The 19,134-nt window shown below is 63.9% G+C and carries 16 protein-coding genes; 10 read left to right on the forward strand and 6 right to left on the reverse strand.

The annotated features are described in order from the left end of the window. Positions 1-266 precede the first annotated feature (266 nt). From A9971_RS09090 to pcaC, 10 genes are all read left to right on the forward strand, one after another. Positions 267-1,613: an MFS transporter gene (locus A9971_RS09090; protein ID WP_011059658.1), complete on the forward strand. Its 1,347-nt coding sequence runs from the start codon at positions 267-269 to the stop codon at positions 1,611-1,613. Between the two features lie 307 nt (positions 1,614-1,920). After that, positions 1,921-2,778, forward strand: a complete 858-nt coding sequence (locus tag A9971_RS09095; RefSeq protein ID WP_011059659.1) for a CoA transferase subunit A — start codon at positions 1,921-1,923, stop codon at positions 2,776-2,778. Then, positions 2,778-3,557, forward strand: a complete 780-nt coding sequence (locus tag A9971_RS09100; RefSeq protein ID WP_011059660.1) for a CoA-transferase subunit beta — start codon at positions 2,778-2,780, stop codon at positions 3,555-3,557. The genes A9971_RS09095 and A9971_RS09100 overlap by 1 nt, the downstream gene beginning before the upstream one ends. Beyond that, a complete protein-coding gene (pcaF, locus tag A9971_RS09105; protein ID WP_170866331.1) occupies positions 3,554-4,759 on the forward strand; it encodes a 3-oxoadipyl-CoA thiolase in 1,206 nt (401 codons plus the stop codon). The genes A9971_RS09100 and pcaF overlap by 4 nt, the downstream gene beginning before the upstream one ends. A 37-nt stretch (positions 4,760-4,796) precedes the next feature. Continuing rightward, positions 4,797-5,501 carry a protocatechuate 3,4-dioxygenase subunit beta gene (gene pcaH, locus A9971_RS09110; protein WP_041116326.1) on the forward strand — a complete coding sequence of 235 codons (705 nt, stop codon included), beginning with the start codon at positions 4,797-4,799 and terminating at the stop codon, positions 5,499-5,501. A 1-nt stretch (position 5,502) separates the two neighbouring features. Beyond that, positions 5,503-6,069: a protocatechuate 3,4-dioxygenase subunit alpha gene (pcaG, locus tag A9971_RS09115; RefSeq protein WP_047335869.1), complete on the forward strand. Its 567-nt coding sequence runs from the start codon at positions 5,503-5,505 to the stop codon at positions 6,067-6,069. A 246-nt stretch (positions 6,070-6,315) separates the two neighbouring features. Next, positions 6,316-7,626: an MFS family transporter gene (locus A9971_RS09120; protein WP_258611541.1), complete on the forward strand. Its 1,311-nt coding sequence runs from the start codon at positions 6,316-6,318 to the stop codon at positions 7,624-7,626. 48 nt (positions 7,627-7,674) lie between these two features. Next, entirely contained in the window at positions 7,675-9,039 is a 1,365-nt protein-coding gene (locus tag A9971_RS09125) for a 3-carboxy-cis,cis-muconate cycloisomerase (RefSeq protein ID WP_183001417.1), read from the forward strand. Positions 9,040-9,050: 11 nt separating this feature from the next. Further along, a complete protein-coding gene (gene pcaD, locus A9971_RS09130; RefSeq protein WP_161467144.1) occupies positions 9,051-9,839 on the forward strand; it encodes a 3-oxoadipate enol-lactonase in 789 nt (262 codons plus the stop codon). 22 nt (positions 9,840-9,861) lie between these two features. Beyond that, positions 9,862-10,254 carry a 4-carboxymuconolactone decarboxylase gene (gene pcaC / locus A9971_RS09135; protein WP_011059667.1) on the forward strand — a complete coding sequence of 131 codons (393 nt, stop codon included), beginning with the start codon at positions 9,862-9,864 and terminating at the stop codon, positions 10,252-10,254. Positions 10,255-10,279: 25 nt separating this feature from the next. Here the strand turns inward: pcaC and A9971_RS09140 are convergent, their stop codons facing one another. From A9971_RS09140 to A9971_RS09165, 6 genes are all read right to left on the reverse strand, one after another. Beyond that, complete coding sequence (locus A9971_RS09140) at positions 10,280-11,104, reverse strand: methyltransferase domain-containing protein (RefSeq protein ID WP_015634429.1); 825 nt, start codon at positions 11,102-11,104, stop codon at positions 10,280-10,282. A gap of 13 nt (positions 11,105-11,117) precedes the next feature. Continuing rightward, on the reverse strand, positions 11,118-11,507 hold the full coding sequence (locus A9971_RS09145; RefSeq protein WP_041116334.1) for a DUF1641 domain-containing protein: 390 nt from the start codon (positions 11,505-11,507) through the stop codon (positions 11,118-11,120). A gap of 25 nt (positions 11,508-11,532) precedes the next feature. After that, a complete protein-coding gene (locus A9971_RS09150; protein WP_053156689.1) occupies positions 11,533-12,723 on the reverse strand; it encodes an FAD/NAD(P)-binding oxidoreductase in 1,191 nt (396 codons plus the stop codon). 244 nt (positions 12,724-12,967) lie between these two features. Next, positions 12,968-14,230: an OprD family porin gene (locus A9971_RS09155; RefSeq protein ID WP_041116337.1), complete on the reverse strand. Its 1,263-nt coding sequence runs from the start codon at positions 14,228-14,230 to the stop codon at positions 12,968-12,970. Positions 14,231-14,529: 299 nt separating this feature from the next. Next, positions 14,530-15,990 carry an AdeC/AdeK/OprM family multidrug efflux complex outer membrane factor gene (adeC, locus tag A9971_RS09160; RefSeq protein WP_077933460.1) on the reverse strand — a complete coding sequence of 487 codons (1,461 nt, stop codon included), beginning with the start codon at positions 15,988-15,990 and terminating at the stop codon, positions 14,530-14,532. Continuing rightward, positions 15,987-19,133 (reverse strand): efflux RND transporter permease subunit, encoded by a 3,147-nt coding sequence (locus A9971_RS09165; protein ID WP_041751993.1) that lies wholly within the window; start codon positions 19,131-19,133, stop codon positions 15,987-15,989. Before A9971_RS09165 ends, adeC begins: the two co-directional genes overlap by 4 nt. Position 19,134 lies beyond the last annotated feature (1 nt).

A 19,134-nucleotide genomic window follows, 5' to 3' on the forward strand; every position in this document is an offset into this window, starting at 1 on the left:
TACGCCTTTGGCGAATTGACGCTGTTTCCCCTGGCTCATTAATGTCGCGGCAGCGTCATCGGCGGCAAGCTGGCATCTTCGCCCGCCGCTGGTGGCCCGCCCAATAATAAAGAAGAGGCCAACACTCATGAGCACGCTTTCCCTGCGTCGTTGCCGCGACCGTTCCTGCCGTCCCGCTCGCATCGCCTGATATCGCCACCCCTTTAGTGACCTGATCAGCCCTGGCGGCCTGTGCTCGCCTGCGTTTTAGCGTGGAAATAACAACAATGAACCAACCCCAATCCGCTGTAGGGAACTGCCTTGATGTGCAGTCCTTCATCAATGCCCAGCCGCTGTCCCGTTACCAGTGGCGCGTGGTGATCCTGTGTTTCCTGATTGTCTTCCTCGATGGCCTGGACACCGCGGCCATGGGCTTCATCGCCCCGGCGCTGTCCCAGGACTGGGGCATCGACCGCGCCAGCCTCGGCCCGGTCATGAGCGCTGCATTGATCGGCATGGTCTTCGGCGCCCTGGGCTCCGGCCCCCTGGCCGACCGTTTCGGCCGCAAGGTGGTGCTGGTGGGGGCGGTGTTGCTGTTTGGTGCCTTCAGCCTGGCTTCGGCCTACAGCACCAACGTCGACCAGTTGCTGGTCCTGCGTTTCCTTACTGGCCTGGGCCTGGGGGCGGGCATGCCCAACGCCACTACGCTGCTTTCGGAATACACCCCCGAACGCCACAAGTCGTTGCTGGTGACCAGCATGTTCTGCGGTTTCAACCTGGGCATGGCCGGCGGCGGTTTCATTTCCGCCAAGCTGATCCCGGCCTTCGGCTGGCACAGCCTGCTGCTGATCGGCGGGGTCCTGCCGCTGATCCTGGCCCTGGTGCTGGTGCTCTGGCTGCCGGAGTCCGCGCGTTACCTGGTGGTGCGCAATCGTGGCACCGACAAGGTGCGCAAGACGCTGGCGCCGATTGCCCCGGCCATAGTCGGCGAGGCTGGCAGCTTCAGCGTGCCGGAACAGAAGACCGTGAAGGCGCGCAACGTGTTCGCGGTGATCTTCTCCGGCACCTATAGCGTCGGCACCCTGTTGCTGTGGCTGACCTATTTCATGGGGCTGGTGATTGTCTACCTGCTCACCAGCTGGCTGCCGACCCTGATGCGCGACAGCGGGGCGAGCATGGAACAGGCGGCCTTTATCGGCGCCCTGTTCCAGTTTGGCGGCGTCCTTAGCGCGGTGGCCGTGGGCTGGGCCATGGACCGTTTCAACCCGCACAAGGTGATCGGCTGTTTCTACCTGCTGGCTGGGGTCTTTGCCTACGCCGTCGGGCAGAGCCTGGGCAACATCACCCTGTTGGCCACCCTGGTGCTGATCGCCGGCATGTGCGTCAACGGTGCGCAATCGGCAATGCCGTCGTTGGCCGCGCGCTTCTACCCGACCCAGGGGCGTGCCACCGGGGTCTCCTGGATGCTTGGCATTGGCCGTTTCGGCGCCATTCTCGGCGCGTGGATGGGGGCGACCCTGCTGGGCCTGGGCTGGAACTTCGAACAAGTGCTGACTGCCCTGGTGATTCCGGCGGCCCTGGCCACCACCGCGGTGGTGATCAAGGGCATGGTCAGTCACGCAGACGCGACCTGAGCGCGGACTACCCTGTAGCCGCTGCCGCAGGCTGCGACCGGGCTCGAAGGGCCCGCTGCTCCTGAAGGGCGCAGAGGGTTCTTCGAACGTTATCCTCGCCCGCGGCAGCGGCCCCAGAAGGCCGGCAGGGCTGTTGTGGGGTTGAAGAGAAGCAATCGATAGCCCTGCAACAATCTGTTCGATAATCGAACGCTCAGTCGATTATCGGATTGTTTGGGGTTTGGCCCCGGCTTAATCTTCAGTCACTGCGGCGCGCCCAGAGCGCCTTTTTCTCCAGTCGCTGAATAACAATCGGGAGACCCCATCCATGGCTGAAATCCTTTCGCTGCACGACGCGGTGAAGCAATTCGTCAACGACGGCGACACCGTCGCGCTCGAAGGCTTCACCCACCTGATTCCTACGGCCGCAGGTCATGAAATCATCCGCCAGGGCAAGAAAGACCTGACCCTGGTGCGCATGACCCCTGACCTGATCTACGACCAGTTGATCGGTGCCGGTTGCGCTCGCAAGCTGATTTTCTCCTGGGGGGGCAACCCGGGCGTGGGCTCCCTGCACCGCCTGCGCGACGCCGTGGAAAAGCAATGGCCACAGCCCCTGGAGATCGAGGAACACAGCCACGCCGACCTGGCCAACGCCTATGTCGCCGGCGCCTCGGGCCTGCCCTTTGCCGTCCTGCGGGCCTACGCTGGTTCCGACCTGCCCAAGGTCAACCCCCTGATCAAGACCGTGACCTGCCCGTTTACCGGTGAAGTGCTGGCGGCGGTGCCTTCGGTGCGCCCGGACGTCACGGTAATCCACGCGCAGAAGGCCGACCGCAAGGGCAACGTGCTGCTGTGGGGCATTCTCGGGGTACAGAAAGAGGCCGCCCTGGCCGCCAAGCGCTGCATCGTCACCGTCGAGGAAATCGTCGACGACCTGAACGCGCCGATGAACGCCTGCGTACTGCCGACCTGGGCGCTGAGCGCGGTCTGCCATGTGCCTGGTGGCGCCCATCCGTCCTACGCCCACGGCTACTCCGAGCGCGACAACCGCTTCTACCAGGCCTGGGACCCGATCGCCCGCGACCGTGAGGCGTTCACCGCCTGGATCAACGAATACATCCACGGCAGTGCCGATTTCAGCGAATTCCAGGCCAAGCTGGCCGCAGCTTCGGAGGCCCAGTAATGACCTACTCCACCAATGAAATGATGACCGTGGCCGCGGCCCGTCGCCTGCAGAACGGCTCGGTGTGCTTCGTCGGCATCGGCCTGCCGTCCAAGGCCGCCAACCTGGCACGCCTGACCTCATCACCGGACGTGGTGCTGATCTACGAGTCCGGCCCGATCGGCGCCAAGCCCAGCGTCCTGCCACTCTCTATCGGTGACGGCGAGCTGGCGGAAACCGCCGACACCGTGGTGCCTACCGGCGAGATCTTCCGCTACTGGCTGCAGGGCGGGCGCATCGACGTGGGTTTCCTCGGCGCGGCCCAGGTCGACCGTTTCGGCAATATCAACACCACCGTGGTCGGCGACTACCACCGGCCCAAGGTGCGCCTGCCGGGCGCCGGCGGTGCTCCGGAGATCGCCGGTTCGGCCAAGAGCGTGCTGATCATCCTCAAGCAATCCTCGCGCTCCTTCGTCGACAAGCTCGACTTCGTGACTTCGGTCGGCCACGGCGAAGGCGGCGATTCGCGCAAGCGCCTGGGCCTGCCAGGGGCGGGGCCGGTGGGGATCATCACCGACCTGTGCATCATGGAGCCGGAAGCCGGTACCCACGAATTCATCGTCACTTCGCTGCACCCGGGCGTGACCCGCGAGCAGGTGGTGGCCGCCACTGGCTGGGCGATCCGCTTCGCCGACCAGGTGGCCGAGACCGCAGCACCCACCGAGGTTGAACTGACCGCCCTGCGTGACCTGGAAGCGCGCACCGCCGCGGCCCATGGCCAAGCCCCTGGAGAAGCCTGATGCGCGACGTATTCATCTGCGATGCCATTCGCACCCCCATCGGCCGTTTTGGTGGCGGCCTCTCGACAGTGCGCGCTGACGACCTGGCGGCGCTGCCGATCAAGGCCTTGATGGAGCGCAACCCCAGCGTGGACTGGAGCTCCGTGGACGAGGTGTTCCTCGGCTGCGCCAACCAGGCCGGCGAGGACAACCGCAACGTGGCGCGCATGGCTCTGCTGCTGGCCGGCCTGCCGGACAGCGTGCCCGGCGTCACCCTCAACCGTCTCTGCGCCTCGGGCATGGACGCCATCGGCACGGCCTTCCGCGCCATTGCCAGCGGCGAGATGGAGCTGGCGATTGCCGGTGGCGTCGAGTCCATGTCCCGCGCGCCCTTTGTCATGGGCAAGGCCGATACCGCCTTTTCGCGCAACATGAAGCTGGAAGACACCACCATCGGCTGGCGTTTCATCAACCCGCTGATGAAGGCCCAGTACGGTGTGGATGCCATGCCGCAGACCGCCGACAACGTGGCGGATGACTACAAAGTGTCCCGCGCTGACCAGGACGCCTTCGCCCTGCGCAGCCAGCAGCGTGCCGCGGCGGCCCAGGCCGCCGGTTTCTTCGCTGAGGAAATCGTTGCGGTGCGCATCGCCCACAAGAAGGGCGAGACAGTGGTGGAGCAGGACGAGCATCCCCGTGCCGACACCACCCTGGAAGCCTTGGCCAAGCTCAAGCCGGTCAACGGCCCGGACAAGACCGTCACCGCCGGCAATGCCTCCGGGGTCAACGACGGTGCGGCGGCGCTGATCCTGGCCTCGGCCGAAGCCGTCAAGAAACACGGCCTGACCCCACGTGCGCGAGTACTGGGCATGGCCAGCGCCGGGGTTGCGCCGCGGGTCATGGGCATCGGCCCGGTGCCGGCAGTGCGCAAGCTGATCGAGCGCCTGGGCGTGGCGGTCAGCGACTTCGACGTGATCGAACTCAACGAAGCCTTCGCCAGCCAGGGCCTGGCGGTGCTGCGCGAGCTGGGCCTGGCGGACGATGCGCCCCAGGTCAATCCCAACGGCGGCGCGATTGCCCTGGGCCATCCCCTGGGCATGAGCGGCGCGCGGTTGGTGCTGACGGCTTTGCATCAGCTGGAAAAGAGCGGCGGTAAAAAAGGCCTGGCGACCATGTGCGTCGGCGTCGGCCAAGGGCTGGCGCTGGCTATCGAGCGCGTTTGACTGCCTGCCTTATATAAGAAGAGAACGAGGAACCACCATGAGTGACAAGCCCGGTTACCGGCGCCCGCAAGCGGGCACTCAGCCTGATTACCTGCACCCGGCCTACCAGTCGACCAACACCCGCTCGCCGTCCAAGCCGCTGGTGTTCATTCCCCACTCGCTCTCGGAAATCACCGGCCCGAGCATCGGCGCCGAGTCGATCCAGGAACGGGACAACGACCTGACGGCCCAGCACGAAGGGCAGCCCCAGGGCGAGCGCATCATCATCCACGGCCGGGTTCTGGACGAGAACGGCCTGCCGGTGCCGGGCATCCTGGTGGAGATCTGGCAGGCCAACGCGGCCGGTCGCTACAACCACGACCGCGACTTGCACGATGCGCCCCTGGACCCGAACTTCACCGGCACCGGGCGCACCGTTACCGACGCCGACGGCTGGTACCAGTTCCAGACCATCAAGCCCGGGGCCTACCCCTGGGGCAACCACCACAATGCCTGGCGCCCGGCGCATATCCATTTTTCGCTGTTCGGGCCGAGCATTCTTACCCGCCTGGTGACCCAGATGTATTTCCCTGGCGACCCGCTGCTGGCTTATGACCCGATCTACAACTGCGTGCCGGACACCCGCGCCAAGGAACGACTGATCGCCAGCTTCGACCTGGAGAAAACCATTCCTTCCTACGCCCTCGGTTACCGTTGGGACATTGTCCTGCGCGGCCGCGACGCCACGCCGATGGAGAAATAACGTGACCCTGACCGCGACTACATCCCACACCGTCGGCCCCTACTACCACATCGGCCTGACCTGGCTGAACCGCGAAGACCTGACCGAGGAAGGCACCCTGGGCGAGCGGGTGGCGATCACCGGCCAGGTGGTGGACGGCAACGGCAACGTCGTCAACGACGCGATGCTGGAAGTCTGGCAAGCCAACGCCGCCGGCAAGTACCGCCACCCTGAAGACGATCAGGCCAAACCCCTGGACCCGAACTTCCAGGGGTTTGGCCGGGTGCCGGTGGACGCCGAAGGGCGCTTTCGCTTCACCACCATCAAGCCGGGCACGGTGCCGGGCCTGAAAGGCACGACCCAGGCCCCGCATCTGGTGGTGCTGGTGTTCGCCCGCGGTTTGGTCAAGCACCTGCTGACCCGCATCTACTTCGAGGGGGAGCCGGCCAACGCCAGCGATCCGCTGCTGGCCTGCGTGCCCGAGGAGCGCCGAGGCACCTTGCTGGCCAAGGCCGATGCTGACGGTCACTACCAGTGGAACGTGATCCTCCAGGGTACTGACGCCGAAACCGTGTTCTTCGACTACTGACCCGGCCTTGTGTGGCCACTGCCGCGGGTTGCGTAGCAGGCGCGGCGGGCTTGAGACCGGCAGAGGTTCGGCTTGAGACCGCCAAGCAAGGCCCTTCGGGCCTTTTCGCAGCCTCGCCGTGGCTTGGCAGCGGCTACAGTCGCTACAGGTTGACAGGGTCGATTGACCTCTGCCCGGGAGCGGGCAGGGCGCTATCCGCAGGGAACGGGAATGTTGCCAAGTGTGTCTAGACTCACACTGTCCCCCATGAGTGAAAAAACCATGACAACAACGACAAGTCACTACACCGGAGAGGAACGCAGCAAAAGGATCTTTGCCATTGTCGGCGCCTCCTCCGGCAACCTGGTGGAATGGTTCGACTTCTATGTCTATGCCTTTTGCGCCATCTATTTCGCCCCGGCCTTCTTTCCCTCCGACGATCCGACGGTGCAGTTGCTCAACACCGCCGGGGTGTTCGCCGCCGGCTTTCTGATGCGGCCCATCGGCGGCTGGCTGTTCGGCCGGGTCGCCGACCGTCATGGGCGCAAGAACTCGATGATGATCTCGGTGCTGATGATGTGCGCCGGTTCCCTGGTGATCGCCTTCTTGCCCACCTACGCCAGCATCGGTGCCTGGGCGCCGTTCCTGCTGCTGGTGGCGCGCCTGTTCCAGGGCCTGTCGGTGGGCGGCGAGTACGGCACCACCGCCACCTACATGAGTGAAGTGGCGCTCAAGGGCCAGCGCGGCTTCTTTGCCTCCTTCCAGTACGTGACCCTGATCGGCGGGCAACTGCTGGCGGTGCTGGTGGTGGTGATCCTCCAGCAGTTTCTCGATGAGGCCGAGCTCAAGGCCTGGGGCTGGCGCATTCCCTTCGTGATCGGTGCCATCGCCGCGGTGATCTCGCTGCTGCTGCGCCGTTCGCTGAAGGAAACCACCAGCAAGGAAATCCGTGAGGACAAGGACGCCGGCAGCATCGCTGCGCTGTTCAAGAACCACTCGGCGGCGTTTATCACCGTGCTCGGCTACACCGCCGGTGGCTCGCTGATTTTCTACACCTTCACCACCTACATGCAGAAGTACCTGGTGAACACCGCGGGCATGCACGCCAAGACCGCCAGCTACATCATGACCGGCGCGCTGTTTCTCTACATGTGCATGCAGCCGCTGTTCGGCATGCTGGCGGACAAGATCGGCCGGCGTAACTCGATGCTCTGGTTCGGTGCCCTGGGTACGCTGTTCACAGTGCCGATCCTGCTGACCTTGAAGACCGTCACCAGCCCGTTCCTGGCCTTTGTGCTGATCACCCTGGCCCTGGCCATCGTCAGTTTCTACACCTCCATCAGCGGCCTGGTGAAGGCCGAGATGTTCCCGCCGCAAGTGCGCGCACTCGGGGTGGGCTTGGCTTATGCGGTGGCCAATGCGATCTTCGGTGGCTCGGCGGAATGGGTGGCCCTGAACTTCAAGAACATGGGCATGGAAAACACCTTTTACTGGTATGTCACGGTGATGATGGCGATTGCCTTCCTGTTCAGCCTGCGCCTGCCGAAACAGGCCGCCTACCTGCACCACGACCTTTGACCTGTGTACCTGCGCCCGGCTCGGGCGCAGGTTTGCCAAGGACTGTTTATGACCCTGACTGCGAGCAATCAGTTGTTCGATGCCTACTTTACTGCCCGGGAAATGCGCGGGGTGTTCTGCGATCAGGGGCGGGTCCAGGCCATGCTCGATTTCGAAGCCGCCCTGGCCCGGGCCCAGGCCCGCGTCGGGGTGATCCCGGCCAGTGCAGTAGCGCCCATCGAGGCCGCCTGCCATGCCGGGCTGTATGACTTCCAGATGCTGGGCGAGGCGATTGCCACGGCCGGCAACTCGGCCATTCCCCTGGTCAAGGCCCTGGGCCGGCAGATCGCCCGCAGCGATGGCGAGGCCGAGCGCTTTGTGCACCTGGGGGCCACCAGCCAGGACGTGATGGACAGCGGGCTGGTGCTGCAACTGCGCCGCGCCATGCTCCTGCTGGAGCAGGACCTGGAGCGCCTGGGGGACATCCTTGTTGCCCAGGCCCAACGTTACGCCACGACCCCGATGGCCGGCCGCACCTGGCTGCAACATGCCACGCCGGTGACCCTGGGGATGAAGATCGGCGGCTGGCTGGGGGCATTGACCCGCAGCCGCGAGCGCCTGCAGCAGCTCAAGCCGCGTTTGCTGGTGCTGCAGTTCGGCGGCGCTTCCGGAACCCTGGCGGCTTTGGGCGAGCAGGCCTTGCCGATTGCCCAGGCCCTGGCCGACGAGCTGCAATTGGCCCTGCCGGAGCAGCCCTGGCACACCCAGCGCGACCGCCTGGTGGAGTTCGCTTCGGTGCTGGGCCTGTTGGCCGGCAGCCTGGGCAAGCTGGGGCGGGATATCAGCCTGCTGATGCAGACCGAGGCGGCGGAGGTCTTCGAGCCCTCGGCGCCGGGCAAGGGCGGGTCGTCCACCATGCCGCACAAGCGCAACCCGGTGGGCGCGGCGGTGCTGATCAGCGCTGCGACCCGGGTTCCCGGCCTGCTGGCGACGATGTTTGCCGCCATGCCCCAGGAGCACGAGCGCAGCCTGGGCCTGTGGCACGCCGAATGGGAAACCCTGCCGGAGATCTGCTGCCTGGTGTCTGGCGCGTTGCACCAAGCATTGCTGGTGGCCGAAGGCCTGGAGGTCGACAGCGCGCGCATGGCGCACAACCTCGACCTGACCCAGGGCCTGGTACTGGCCGAAGCGGTGAGCATTGCCCTGGCCCAGCGCCTGGGGCGGGAAACCGCCCACCATCTGCTGGAACAATGCTGCAAGCGCGCAGTGGCCGAGAAACGCCATCTGCGTGGGGTATTGGGGGAGGATTCCCAGGTTACCGCCGAGCTGTCGGCGGCGGACCTGGATCGTCTATTGGACCCGGCGCACTACCTGGGCCAGGCGCAGGCCTGGGTCGAGCGCGCCGTGGCTGAACATTTTGCCTTGAAGGCCTGAAGGAGACTGCTGTGGGATTCGTGAAACTCGCCGAGGGCGAACTGCACTATCAACTCGAAGGGCCCGAGGGCGCGCCGGTACTGGTGCTGTCCAACTCCCTGGGCACCGACCTGCACATGTGGGACAAGCAGATGGAGGCCTTCACCCGGCACTTCCAGGTGCTGCGCATGGACACCCGTGGCCACGGCCGTTCCCTGGTCACCGAAGGTCCCTATAGCATCGAGCAACTGGGCCGCGACGTGGTGGCGCTGCTGGATGCGCTGGATATCCAGCGTGCGCATTTCTGTGGCCTGTCCATGGGCGGGCTGATCGGCCAGTGGCTGGGGATCAATGCCAGCGAGCGTCTGCACAAGCTGGTGGTGTGCAACACCGCGGCGAAGATCGGCGACCCGTCCGTATGGAACCCGCGGATCGAGACCGTGCTACGTGACGGCCAGGCAGCCATGGTGGCACTGCGCGATGCCTCCATCGCCCGCTGGTTCACCAGCGACTTTGCCGAAGCTCACCCTGACCAGGCCAAGCTGATCACCGACATGCTCGCGGCCACCTCGCCGCAAGGCTATGCGGCCAACTGCGCGGCGGTGCGGGACGCGGATTTCCGTGAACAGCTGGGGGCGATCAAGGTGCCCACCCTGGTGATTGCCGGCACTGAAGACGCCGTGACACCACCGTCCGGCGGGCATTTCATCCAGCAGCATGTGGCGGGCGCGGAGTATGCCGAGTTCTATGCTGCGCATTTGTCCAACGTCCAGGCCGGCGACGCTTTCAGCGCCCGGGTCGTGGATTTTCTGCTGGCCTGAGAGTCGATTCAAGGAGCCCTTTGTGGACGAGAAACAGCGTTATGACGAAGGCATGCAGGTTCGCCGCGCGGTGTTGGGCGATGCCCATGTAGACCGCAGCCTCAATGCCCTGACCGAGTTCAACTCGGAGTTCCAGGAAATGATCACCCGCCATGCCTGGGGCGACATCTGGACCCGCCCGGGCCTGCCGCGACACACCCGCAGCCTGATCACCATCGCCATGCTGATCGGCATGAACCGCAACGAGGAGCTCAAGCTGCACCTGCGGGCCGCCGCCAACAATGGGGTGAGCCGCAGCGAGATCAAGGAAGTGATCATGCAGAGCGCGATCTACTGCGGAATCCCGGCGGCCAACGCCACCTTCCACCTGGCGGAATCGGTGTGGGACGAACTGGGCATCGAATCCCGCAGTTGAGGCGCCGGGGCTGCACCGCGCGATTTCAGACGGTGGCCAGAATGAACACCCGCTTGAACGGGAACAGCGTCCGGCCATCGCCTTCGGGCGGATAGTAGCGATGTACCCGTGCCAGGTAATGGTTGAGGAAGCATTGTCGTTGCCGCTCGTCCAGGCTCAGGAGTACGGGGCGCAAGGCCGAGACCTTGACCCAGTCGAAGATCGGCGACTGGCCTTCCACGACCTGCAGGTGTTCGGTTTCCCAGATGTCCAGTTCCCGAGTCAGGGGCGCCAGCAAACGGTAGTAGCTATCCAGCGACAGTACCCGGCGCTCGGCCATGAACGCCCGCAGCTCCGGGGTGCCCAGCGGCTTGCCGTCCGGTCCTGCCTGTTCCAGGCTTTCGAGTATCAACTGATACCACAGGGCGTCGCGCCAATTGGGCATATGCGCCGCCAGGCAGCCGCCGGGGTTGAGCTGGTTCAACAGGCGCGGCAGCAGGTGTTCGTGGTCACTCATGAAGTGCAGCACTGCGGCAGCGAACAACAGGTCTGCAGGCTGTTCGGCTTTCCATTGCAGCAGGTCGCACCTGCGCCACAGCGCCTTGATCGGCAGGCAGCTGGCTTCGGCAAGCATTTCCGAGGAGCTGTCCACGCCTGTCAGCTCCGCGTAGGGCCAGCGCTGCGCCAGCAGTTGAGTGGCGATACCTGTTCCGCAACCCAGGTCGTAGATGTGATGGGGTTGCTGCAGGGCGACATGATCCAGTAGCTCGACCGCCGGTCGTTCTCGCAGGCGCACGAACTGCTGGTAGGCCTGGGGATCCCATTGGGTGCTGAGGTTCCTGGCCGTGGTCGGCTGAGGCTTGGTACTCATGTAAACATCCTTTTTAAAGTTGTCGTCCAATGACATTCAGGGTTCTGAGGAGCAGGGCTGCGCCACGTCGCGTGTCCTCCTCACGCAGCAGCGAGAGCAGCCCGTACAGGCTGGGAGCGGTACCTTGCGCTGAGGTTTCGGCCTTGGCCATGCGTAGTGCATTGCCCAGCATCCAGGTGGCAGCGGTGGCTTCTTCAAACTGTTGCGCAAGTTTTTCGATCATCGCCTGATCGAGCATGTCGATCAGATCGCAAAGCAGGGACAACAGGTCGACCATGTTGTCCAGGCGAGCGCTGTCCAGCAGCGGCTGGAGCTTTTTCATCAGGGCTTCCAGGCCTGGTGTGCCGGCGACTTCAGGCTGGGTCGCCCTTGGACCAGGCATGCTTGGATCAAAGCTGTCCATGGCGTTGTCTCCTCCCTGTGCAGGGTCAAAGCATTCCGCGGGCTACGGCCCAGTACAGGCCGCGATTGAATCCGGTGCGCAGCAGGCCACCCAACTTGCTCGACGGGGTGGGCAGAACGTCGTGGGCATAGTCGTACCAAAGGGGCATGCCGGCATTGAGGCCCATCTGCGCGACCGCCTGGACCCTACCGTCATAAACCGCCTCGGGAGAGCCCAGGCGGATTTCTCCGGCAATGTTGTTGGCAATCACCGGGGCCTGGTTGTGGCAGGCGCCGCCGGCCTTGCTGATCGGCAGGTCGACGGTATCGCCAATCACATAGACCCGCTCCAGGCCATAGACTTGCAGGGTTTCGTGATGGGTCGGCAGCCAGCCCTCCTGGCCCTGTGCCTGAGACGCGCCGGATTCGAGCACGGCGTCCACGGCCCGGATTGGCGGGGTGGCCATGAGAATGTCGAAAGGCTGCTCAGCGCCTTCCTCCGAGTAGGCGATGCGCCGGTCCGGGTCGACCCTGGCCAGGGTGAAGCCGCGCTGGAAGCGGATGTTCCTCTGTTCGAAGATATCCGGCAGCACCTCGCCGACCGGGCGTTGCAGGAACAGGCAATTGCGCAGTAGCTGCGCGGTGCTGGGGTAGGTGTAGATGATCTCGACCCGATCCCGTACTCCGCGCCGCCGCAGGAAGTCATCGAGCATCAGGGTCGTTTCTACCGGCGCGATGCCGCATTGATGAGGAACATTGGGTGTTTGCGGAAACGACACGGTGATGAACACCCGGCCCTTTTCGATCCGGCTCAGGCGCTGCGCCAGTTGCCGGGCAGGCTGGTATTGGTAGAAGTGGTCGCCGGCTTCCTTGAGCCCCTCGATCCGTTCCGGTGCCGGTACGCAGCCGGTGGCGATCACCAGGAAATCGTAGCCAAGACGTTTGCCGCTGCGAGTGTGCAGGCTCTGGCCGGCAAAATCGAAGCGGGTGACGGGGTCGACCCGGAAGGTTATTTCGGGGCGTAGCAGGGAGCGTTCGGGTCGCTTGAGTTCTTCTTGGAAGAACAGGTTGAACGCCACATACATGAAGGCGGGCTTGTAGAAATGATCCGGCGATTCGGACAGCAGGGTGATTTTGACCTCGTCCCTGAGTATCTCCGGGTAGAGCTTGCTGACCAGTTGATTGGCCAGGATGGTACCGCCTACACCTCCTCCGACAATGACGATGTGCTTGCTCATAACGCAGACCCTCCAAGGCTACGTCAGCTTCACGTACGACATCCGATGGATAACGGAACTGAATCGATAGGTTTCCTTTCCTGGAAGCGAGCACTGCCCGCCTGAAGTGAATACCCCTTTACTTTATCTGTGTATTGGATTTTTTTTACTAAGCCCGACCAGCGGACCTTTCCTTGGGCGCCACGGTTCAAGGCCGACAGCTGCAGGGGCCGGCCTTTTGGCTCGGCCCCGTGTTGGAAGGGGCTTACAGCAGGCTGAGGGGATAGCTGATGATTAGGCGGTTCTCGTCGAACTCGTTGTTGCTGAAGTCCCGGCGCATGGTGGAGTTGCGCCACTTCAGGTTGAGGTTCTTCAGTGTGCCGCTCTGGACCGTGTAGGCCACTTCGCTTTCCCGGCCCCATTCCTTGCCGTCGCTGACGGTGGCGGTGTGCACGTTGCTGCCGCTGATGTAGCGGTTCATCAGGGTCAGGCCGGGAACGCCCAGCGCGGCGAAATTGTAGTCATGGCGCACCTGCCAGGACTTCTCCTTGGCGTTGTCGTAGCTGGCGTTGTAGCTGTCGTTGGCCAGGGTGCCGCCGCTGGTGCCATTGACCCGCATCCAGGCGCTGTCGCCAGTGAGCTTCTGCAGGCCTACATAGAAGGTGTTGCCGCCATATTTGGCCGAGAACAGGCCGGACCAGGTGCGGTTCTCCATGTCGCCGGCGCGGGCGCTGCCGTCTTCCTTGCCATAGAAGAAGCCCAGGTTGGCGCCCAGGGTCCAGTCGCCCAGGGGTTGGCTGTGGATCAGGTTGACGAACTGCTGGCTGTAGATGTCCTTGAGCTGGGCATTCCACAGGGCGATCTGGGTGCGCTTGTCGTTGAAGGCATATTCGGCGCCCTGGAAGTTGAAACGGTCGGAGGTGAAGGCCGCTTTGCCGAACATGCTCATGTCACTCATGCTGCTGTCGTCACGCGGGCTGTTGGCGCGGAACTGGCCGCCATAGAGAGTCAGGCCGGCAATTTCCTTCGAGGTGATCTGGCCGCCGCGAAAGGTCTGTGGCAGCGAGCGGCCGTCGTCGGAGCGCAGGATCGGCAGCACTGGCATCCATTCGCCGACCTTGACCTCGGTCTGAGACAGTCGCGCCTTGAAAGCTACTCCCAGGCGTCCGAAGTTGTCCGCCGGGCGGCCGTCGTGATCCAGGGGCAGCAGTTGGGTGCCGCCGGTGCCCTTGCCGCCGTCGAGTTTCAGCGAGTAGAGGCCCAGCACGTCCATGCCGAAACCGACGGTGCCCTGGGTGAAGCCGGACTTTGCATCGAGGATGAAGCTCTGGGTCCATTCCTCGGCCTTGCCCTGGGCCTTGGTCGGGTTGGTGAAGTTGCGGTTGAAATAGAAGTTGCGCAGGGTCAGGTTGGCCTGGGCATCTTCGAGAAAGCCCGACTCTGCGGCCAGGGCCGGCAGGGCGGTGCTGCTCAGCGCCAGGGCCAGGAGGCTGGGCAGAAGGTAGGACGGCGGGGTGCTTGGCTTCATTCGTCGGTCTCTCTAATTGTTAGGGGTGCAGCTGGCCAGTGCCGCGCAAAGGGTCTGGGCACAGGTTTCAGGGGAGCAGGGTGGAACCAGAGGTATCAGCCGTAGCGGGCAGGGCGTGGGGGCATGGCATCGGACCTGTTGTTATTGGTGTGTCCAGGTGCCGGGAATGGTGCGTCGCGGATCAGGGCCAATCAATTGGACGAAACACTTTTTGGGCGGTAATCGAACACAAATGTTCCAGTTGGTACATATAAAAAAACCCACCGTCAGGTGGGTTTTTCATATGGCCAGGTGACGCTTCAGAACAGGTGCAGCGCCGGGGCTTTTTCCGCCAGTGGCTCGTTCTTCGCTGTCTGTTCGCTCCAGCCACCGCCGAGGGCCTTGTACAGGTTGACCTCGCTGGTGAGCTGCGACAGGCGATCGGTGATCAGTGCCTGCTGGGCGCTGAACAGCGACCGCTGGGCATCGAGGAAGGTCAGGTTGCTGTCGACCCCGATACGGTAGCGGCGCTCGGCCAGACGATAGTAGTCCTGGTTGGCGTTGACGAAATCACGCTGGGCCTGCAACTGCTGGTTGTAGGTCTGGCGTGCCGCCAGGCCATCGGAGACTTCCTGGAAGGCGGTCTGGATGGATTTCTCGTACTGCGCGACGGTGATGTCTTTCTGGATTTTCGAGTAGTCCAGGCTGGCGCGCAGGCTGCCGGCGTTGAAGATCGGCAGGTTGATCTGCGGCTGGAACAGCCAGGTGCCCGAGCCCCCCTTGAACAGGCCCGAGAGATCCGGGCTCAAGGTACCGGCATTGGCGGTCAGGCTGATGCTCGGGAAGAACGCTGCCCGCGCCGCGCCGATATTGGCGTTGGCCGCTTTCAGCTTGTACTCGGCTTCGAGGATGTCCGGACGCCGTTGTAGCAGCTCCGACGGCAAGCCTGCCGGCAGGTCGCTCAGCAGGTCGGCCGACAGCGGCTGGGCCTTCGGCAGATTGGCCGGAATCGCCGTACCCAGCAGCAGGGTCAGGCTGTTTTCATCCTGGGCCACCTGGCGGGTGTAGCGCGCCAGCTGGACCCGGGCGTTTTCCACCGAAGTCCGCGACTGGCTCAGGTCCAGGGCCGAGGCCACGCCCACTTCGTTGCTGCGCGAGGTCAGCCGGTAGCTTTCCTCGTAGGCACCGAGGGTGTCCTGGGTCAGTTTCAGCAGCTCCTTGTCGGCCTGCCAGGTCATGTAGGCATTGGCCACGCTGGCCACCAGGCTGATCTGGGTGCTGCGCCGGGCCTCTTCGCTGGAGAAGTAGGTCTGCAGGGCTTGCTCGCTCAGGCTGCGAACCCGGCCGAACAGGTCCAGTTCGTAGGCGCTGACGCCCACGGTGGCCGAGTACTGGCTGGTGATCCCGGCTTCGCCGGTCTGCGACATGCGTGCCGGAGTGCGCTGGCGGCTGCCGCTGGCGTTGGCCGAAACCGCAGGGAACAGGTCAGCCCGCTGGATCTGGTACTGCGCGGCATAGGCATCGATGTTCAGCGCCGCGACCTTGAGGTCGCGGTTGTTTTCCAGGGACGTCTGGATCAGTTGCTGCAGCGCCGGGTCATGGAAGAACTGCCGCCAGCCCTGTTCGGCGGCCGCCACGTTGGCGGCCTCCTTTGGCGAGTAGGCAGGGCCTTGGGGGAACTGCGCCGCCACCGGCGCTTCCGGGCGCTGGTAATCCGGGATCAGCGAGCAACCACTTAGCGCGATGGCGGTGATTGCCAGGGAGAGTAGCGACTTGCTCATTGGCCAGCCTCATTAGGGGTTGCAGTAGTTTCTGACAGGTCCGCTTTCCTGCGGCCCATGGACGATACGGTGACGAAGAACAATGGCACCCAGAAGATCGCCAGGATAGTCGCGGTGAGCATACCGCCGATCACGCCGGTACCGATCGCATGCTGGCTACCCGAGCCGGCGCCCGTGGAGATGGCCAGTGGCACGACCCCGAGGACGAAGGCCAGGGAGGTCATGATGATCGGCCGCAGACGCATCCGGCAGGCTTCCACCGCGGCGTCTACCAGGCTGCGGCCCTGCTCGTGCAGTTCCTTGGCGAACTCGACGATCAGAATGGCGTTTTTCGCCGCCAGACCAATGGTCACCAACAGACCCACCTGGAAGTACACGTCGTTGGACAGGCCGCGCATGCTGGTTGCCATCAGTGCACCGATGATCCCCAGGGGCACAACCAGCATCACTGCGATCGGAATCGACCAGCTTTCATACAGCGCTGCCAGACACAGGAACACCATCAGCAGGGACAAGGCGTACAGCGCAGGTGCCTGGGAGCCCGACAGACGTTCCTCGTAGGACAGGCCAGTCCAGGAGATACCGACACCCGCCGGCAGCTTCGCGGCAATGGCCTCGACTTCGGCCATGGCTTCACCGGTACTGTAGCCAGGGGCCGGGGCACCGAGCACTTCCATGGCTTCCACGCCGTTGTAACGGGCCAGCTTGGGCGAGCCGTAGATCCACTCGCCCTTGGCGAAGGAGGAGAACGGCACCATGGTTCCGGCGCTGTTGCGTACGTACCACTTCTTCAGGTCTTCGGGGCTCATGCGGGCACCGGCCTGACCCTGGATGTACACCTTCTTCACCCGACCACGGTCGATGAAGTCGTTGACGTAGCTACTGCCCAGGGCAATCGACAGGGTGTTGTTGATGTCGGTGAGGGTCACGCCCAGGGCACTGGCGCGCTCGTCGTCGATGGTCAACTGGTACTGCGGTTCATCGTTCAGGCCGTTCGGACGTACCTGGGACAGCACCTTGCTTTGGGCTGCCATGCCGAGGAACTGGTTGCGTGCAGCCATCAGTTTCTCATGGCCGATACCGGCGCGGTCCTGGAGGAACACGTCGAAACCGGTGGCGTTACCCAGCTCCAGTACCGCCGGAGGGGCGAAGGCGAACACCATCGCGTCACGGAAACTGAAGAAGTGCTGCTGGGCGCGGGCTGCCAGGTTGAACACGTTGTTTTCCGCGGAACGCTCGCCCCACGGCTTGAGCATGATGAAGGCCATGCCCGAGCTCTGGCCGCGACCGGCGAAGTTGAAGCCGTTCACGGTGAACACCGAAGCCACGGTGTCCTTTTCCTTGTCCAGCAGGTAGGCGCGCATTTCGTCCACTACCACCTGGGTCCGCTCGGCACTGGAGCCTGCCGGCGTCTGTACCTGGGCGAACAGAACGCCCTGGTCTTCTTCCGGCAGGAACGCGGTCGGGATGCGGGTGAACAGCCAGATCATGCCCAGGACGATCAGCACGTAGGCCAGCAGGTACGGAACCTTGTGGCGCAGCATGTTGCCCACGCCGCGTTCGTAGCTCTTCACGCTGCGATCGAAGGTGCGGTTGAACCAGCCGAAGAAGCCGCGCTTCTCGGTGGCGTGTTCGCCTTGCGGTACGGCCTTGAGCATGGTGGCGCACAGGGCCGGAGTGAAGATCAGGGCAACCAGCACCGACAGGGCCATGGCCGAGACCACGGTGATCGAGAACTGCTTGTAGATCACCCCGGTGGAGCCGCTGAAGAAGGCCATTGGCAGCAGTACCGCGGACAGCACCAGGGCGATACCCACCAGGGCTCCCTGGATCTGGCCCATGGACTTTTTCGTCGCCTCCTTGGGCGACAGCCCTTCCTCGTGCATCACCCGCTCGACGTTCTCCACCACGACGATGGCGTCGTCCACCAGCAAGCCGATGGCCAGCACCATGCCGAACATGGTCAGGGTGTTGATGCTGAAGCCGGCCGCCGCAAGGATGCCGAAGGTACCCAGCAGTACCACCGGCACCGTCATGGTGGTGATCACCGTGGCGCGGAAGTTCTGCAGGAACAGGAACATCACCAGGAACACCAGGACGATCGCTTCCACCAGGGTTTCAACCACACCCTTGATGGATTCGGTCACCACCGGGGTGGTGTCATACGGGAACACCACCTTCATCCCTTGCGGGAAGAAGGGTTCCAGGTCCTTGATGGTGTTGCGCAGGGCCTTGGCGGTGTCCAGGGCGTTGGCGCCGTTGGCCAGTTTCACTGCCAGGCCGGACGCCGGCTTGCCGTTGAACTGGGCGCTGATGGCGTAGTTCTCGCCACCCAGGCCGACGTCCGCGACATCGCCCAGACGCACTTGCGAGCCGTCCTTGTTGACCTTCAGCAGGATCGCCTTGAACTGCTCGGCAGTCTGCAGGCGGGTCTTGCCGATGATGGTGGCGTTGAGTTGCTGGCCGGGCAGGGCAGGCAGGCCGCCGAGCTGGCCGGACGATACCTGGACGTTCTGCGCGGCAACCGCGGTCTTCACGTCCACCGGGGTCAGGTTGTAGTTGTTCAGCTTGGCCGGGTCGAGCCAGATCCGCATCGCGTACTGGGCACCGAATACCTGGAAGTCACCGACGCCCGCGGTCCGCGAGATCGGGTCCTGCATGTTCGACACGATGTAGTTCGACAGGTCGTCCTTGGACATGCTGCCGTCCTCGGAAACCACGCCGATCACCAGCAGGAAGTTCTTCACTGCCTTGGTCACGCGGATACCCTGCTGCTGCACTTCTTGAGGCAGCAGCGGAGTGGCCAGGTTGAGCTTGTTCTGTACCTGAACCTGCGCGGTGTCCGAGTTGGTGCCCTGTTCGAAGGTCGCGGTGATGGTCATGCTGCCGTCGGAGTTACTTTCCGAGGACACATAACGCAGGTTGTCGATACCGTTGAGCTGCTGCTCGATCACCTGAACCACGGTGTCCTGCACGGTCTGTGCGGAAGCGCCTGGGTAGGTCACGGAGATGGCGATCGCTGGCGGCGCGATGCTCGGGTACTGGTTGATCGGCAATTTGAGGATCGATAGAGCTCCGACCAACATGATCACCAGGGCGATTACCCAGGCGAAGATCGGACGGTCGATAAAAAATTTCGACATG

Origin of the sequence: Pseudomonas sp. UME65 (assembly GCF_014170225.1) — a bacterium.
Classification (GTDB): domain Bacteria; phylum Pseudomonadota; class Gammaproteobacteria; order Pseudomonadales; family Pseudomonadaceae; genus Aquipseudomonas; species Aquipseudomonas protegens.

Bases quoted from the DNA above. Each gene is read 5' to 3' on its own strand.
- A9971_RS09090 (WP_011059658.1), top strand. From the start codon at position 267: ATGAACCAACCCCAATCCGCTGTAGGGAACTGCCTTGATGTGCAGTCC.
- A9971_RS09095 (WP_011059659.1), top strand. From the start codon at position 1,921: ATGGCTGAAATCCTTTCGCTGCACGACGCGGTGAAGCAATTCGTCAAC.
- A9971_RS09100 (WP_011059660.1), top strand. From the start codon at position 2,778: ATGACCTACTCCACCAATGAAATGATGACCGTGGCCGCGGCCCGTCGC.
- pcaH (WP_041116326.1), top strand. From the start codon at position 4,797: ATGAGTGACAAGCCCGGTTACCGGCGCCCGCAAGCGGGCACTCAGCCT.
- A9971_RS09120 (WP_258611541.1), top strand. From the start codon at position 6,316: ATGAGTGAAAAAACCATGACAACAACGACAAGTCACTACACCGGAGAG.
- A9971_RS09125 (WP_183001417.1), top strand. From the start codon at position 7,675: ATGACCCTGACTGCGAGCAATCAGTTGTTCGATGCCTACTTTACTGCC.
- A9971_RS09140 (WP_015634429.1), bottom strand. From the start codon at position 11,104: ATGAGTACCAAGCCTCAGCCGACCACGGCCAGGAACCTCAGCACCCAA.
- A9971_RS09145 (WP_041116334.1), bottom strand. From the start codon at position 11,507: ATGGACAGCTTTGATCCAAGCATGCCTGGTCCAAGGGCGACCCAGCCT.
- A9971_RS09150 (WP_053156689.1), bottom strand. From the start codon at position 12,723: ATGAGCAAGCACATCGTCATTGTCGGAGGAGGTGTAGGCGGTACCATC.
- A9971_RS09155 (WP_041116337.1), bottom strand. From the start codon at position 14,230: ATGAAGCCAAGCACCCCGCCGTCCTACCTTCTGCCCAGCCTCCTGGCC.
- adeC (WP_077933460.1), bottom strand. From the start codon at position 15,990: ATGAGCAAGTCGCTACTCTCCCTGGCAATCACCGCCATCGCGCTAAGT.
- A9971_RS09165 (WP_041751993.1), bottom strand. From the start codon at position 19,133: ATGTCGAAATTTTTTATCGACCGTCCGATCTTCGCCTGGGTAATCGCC.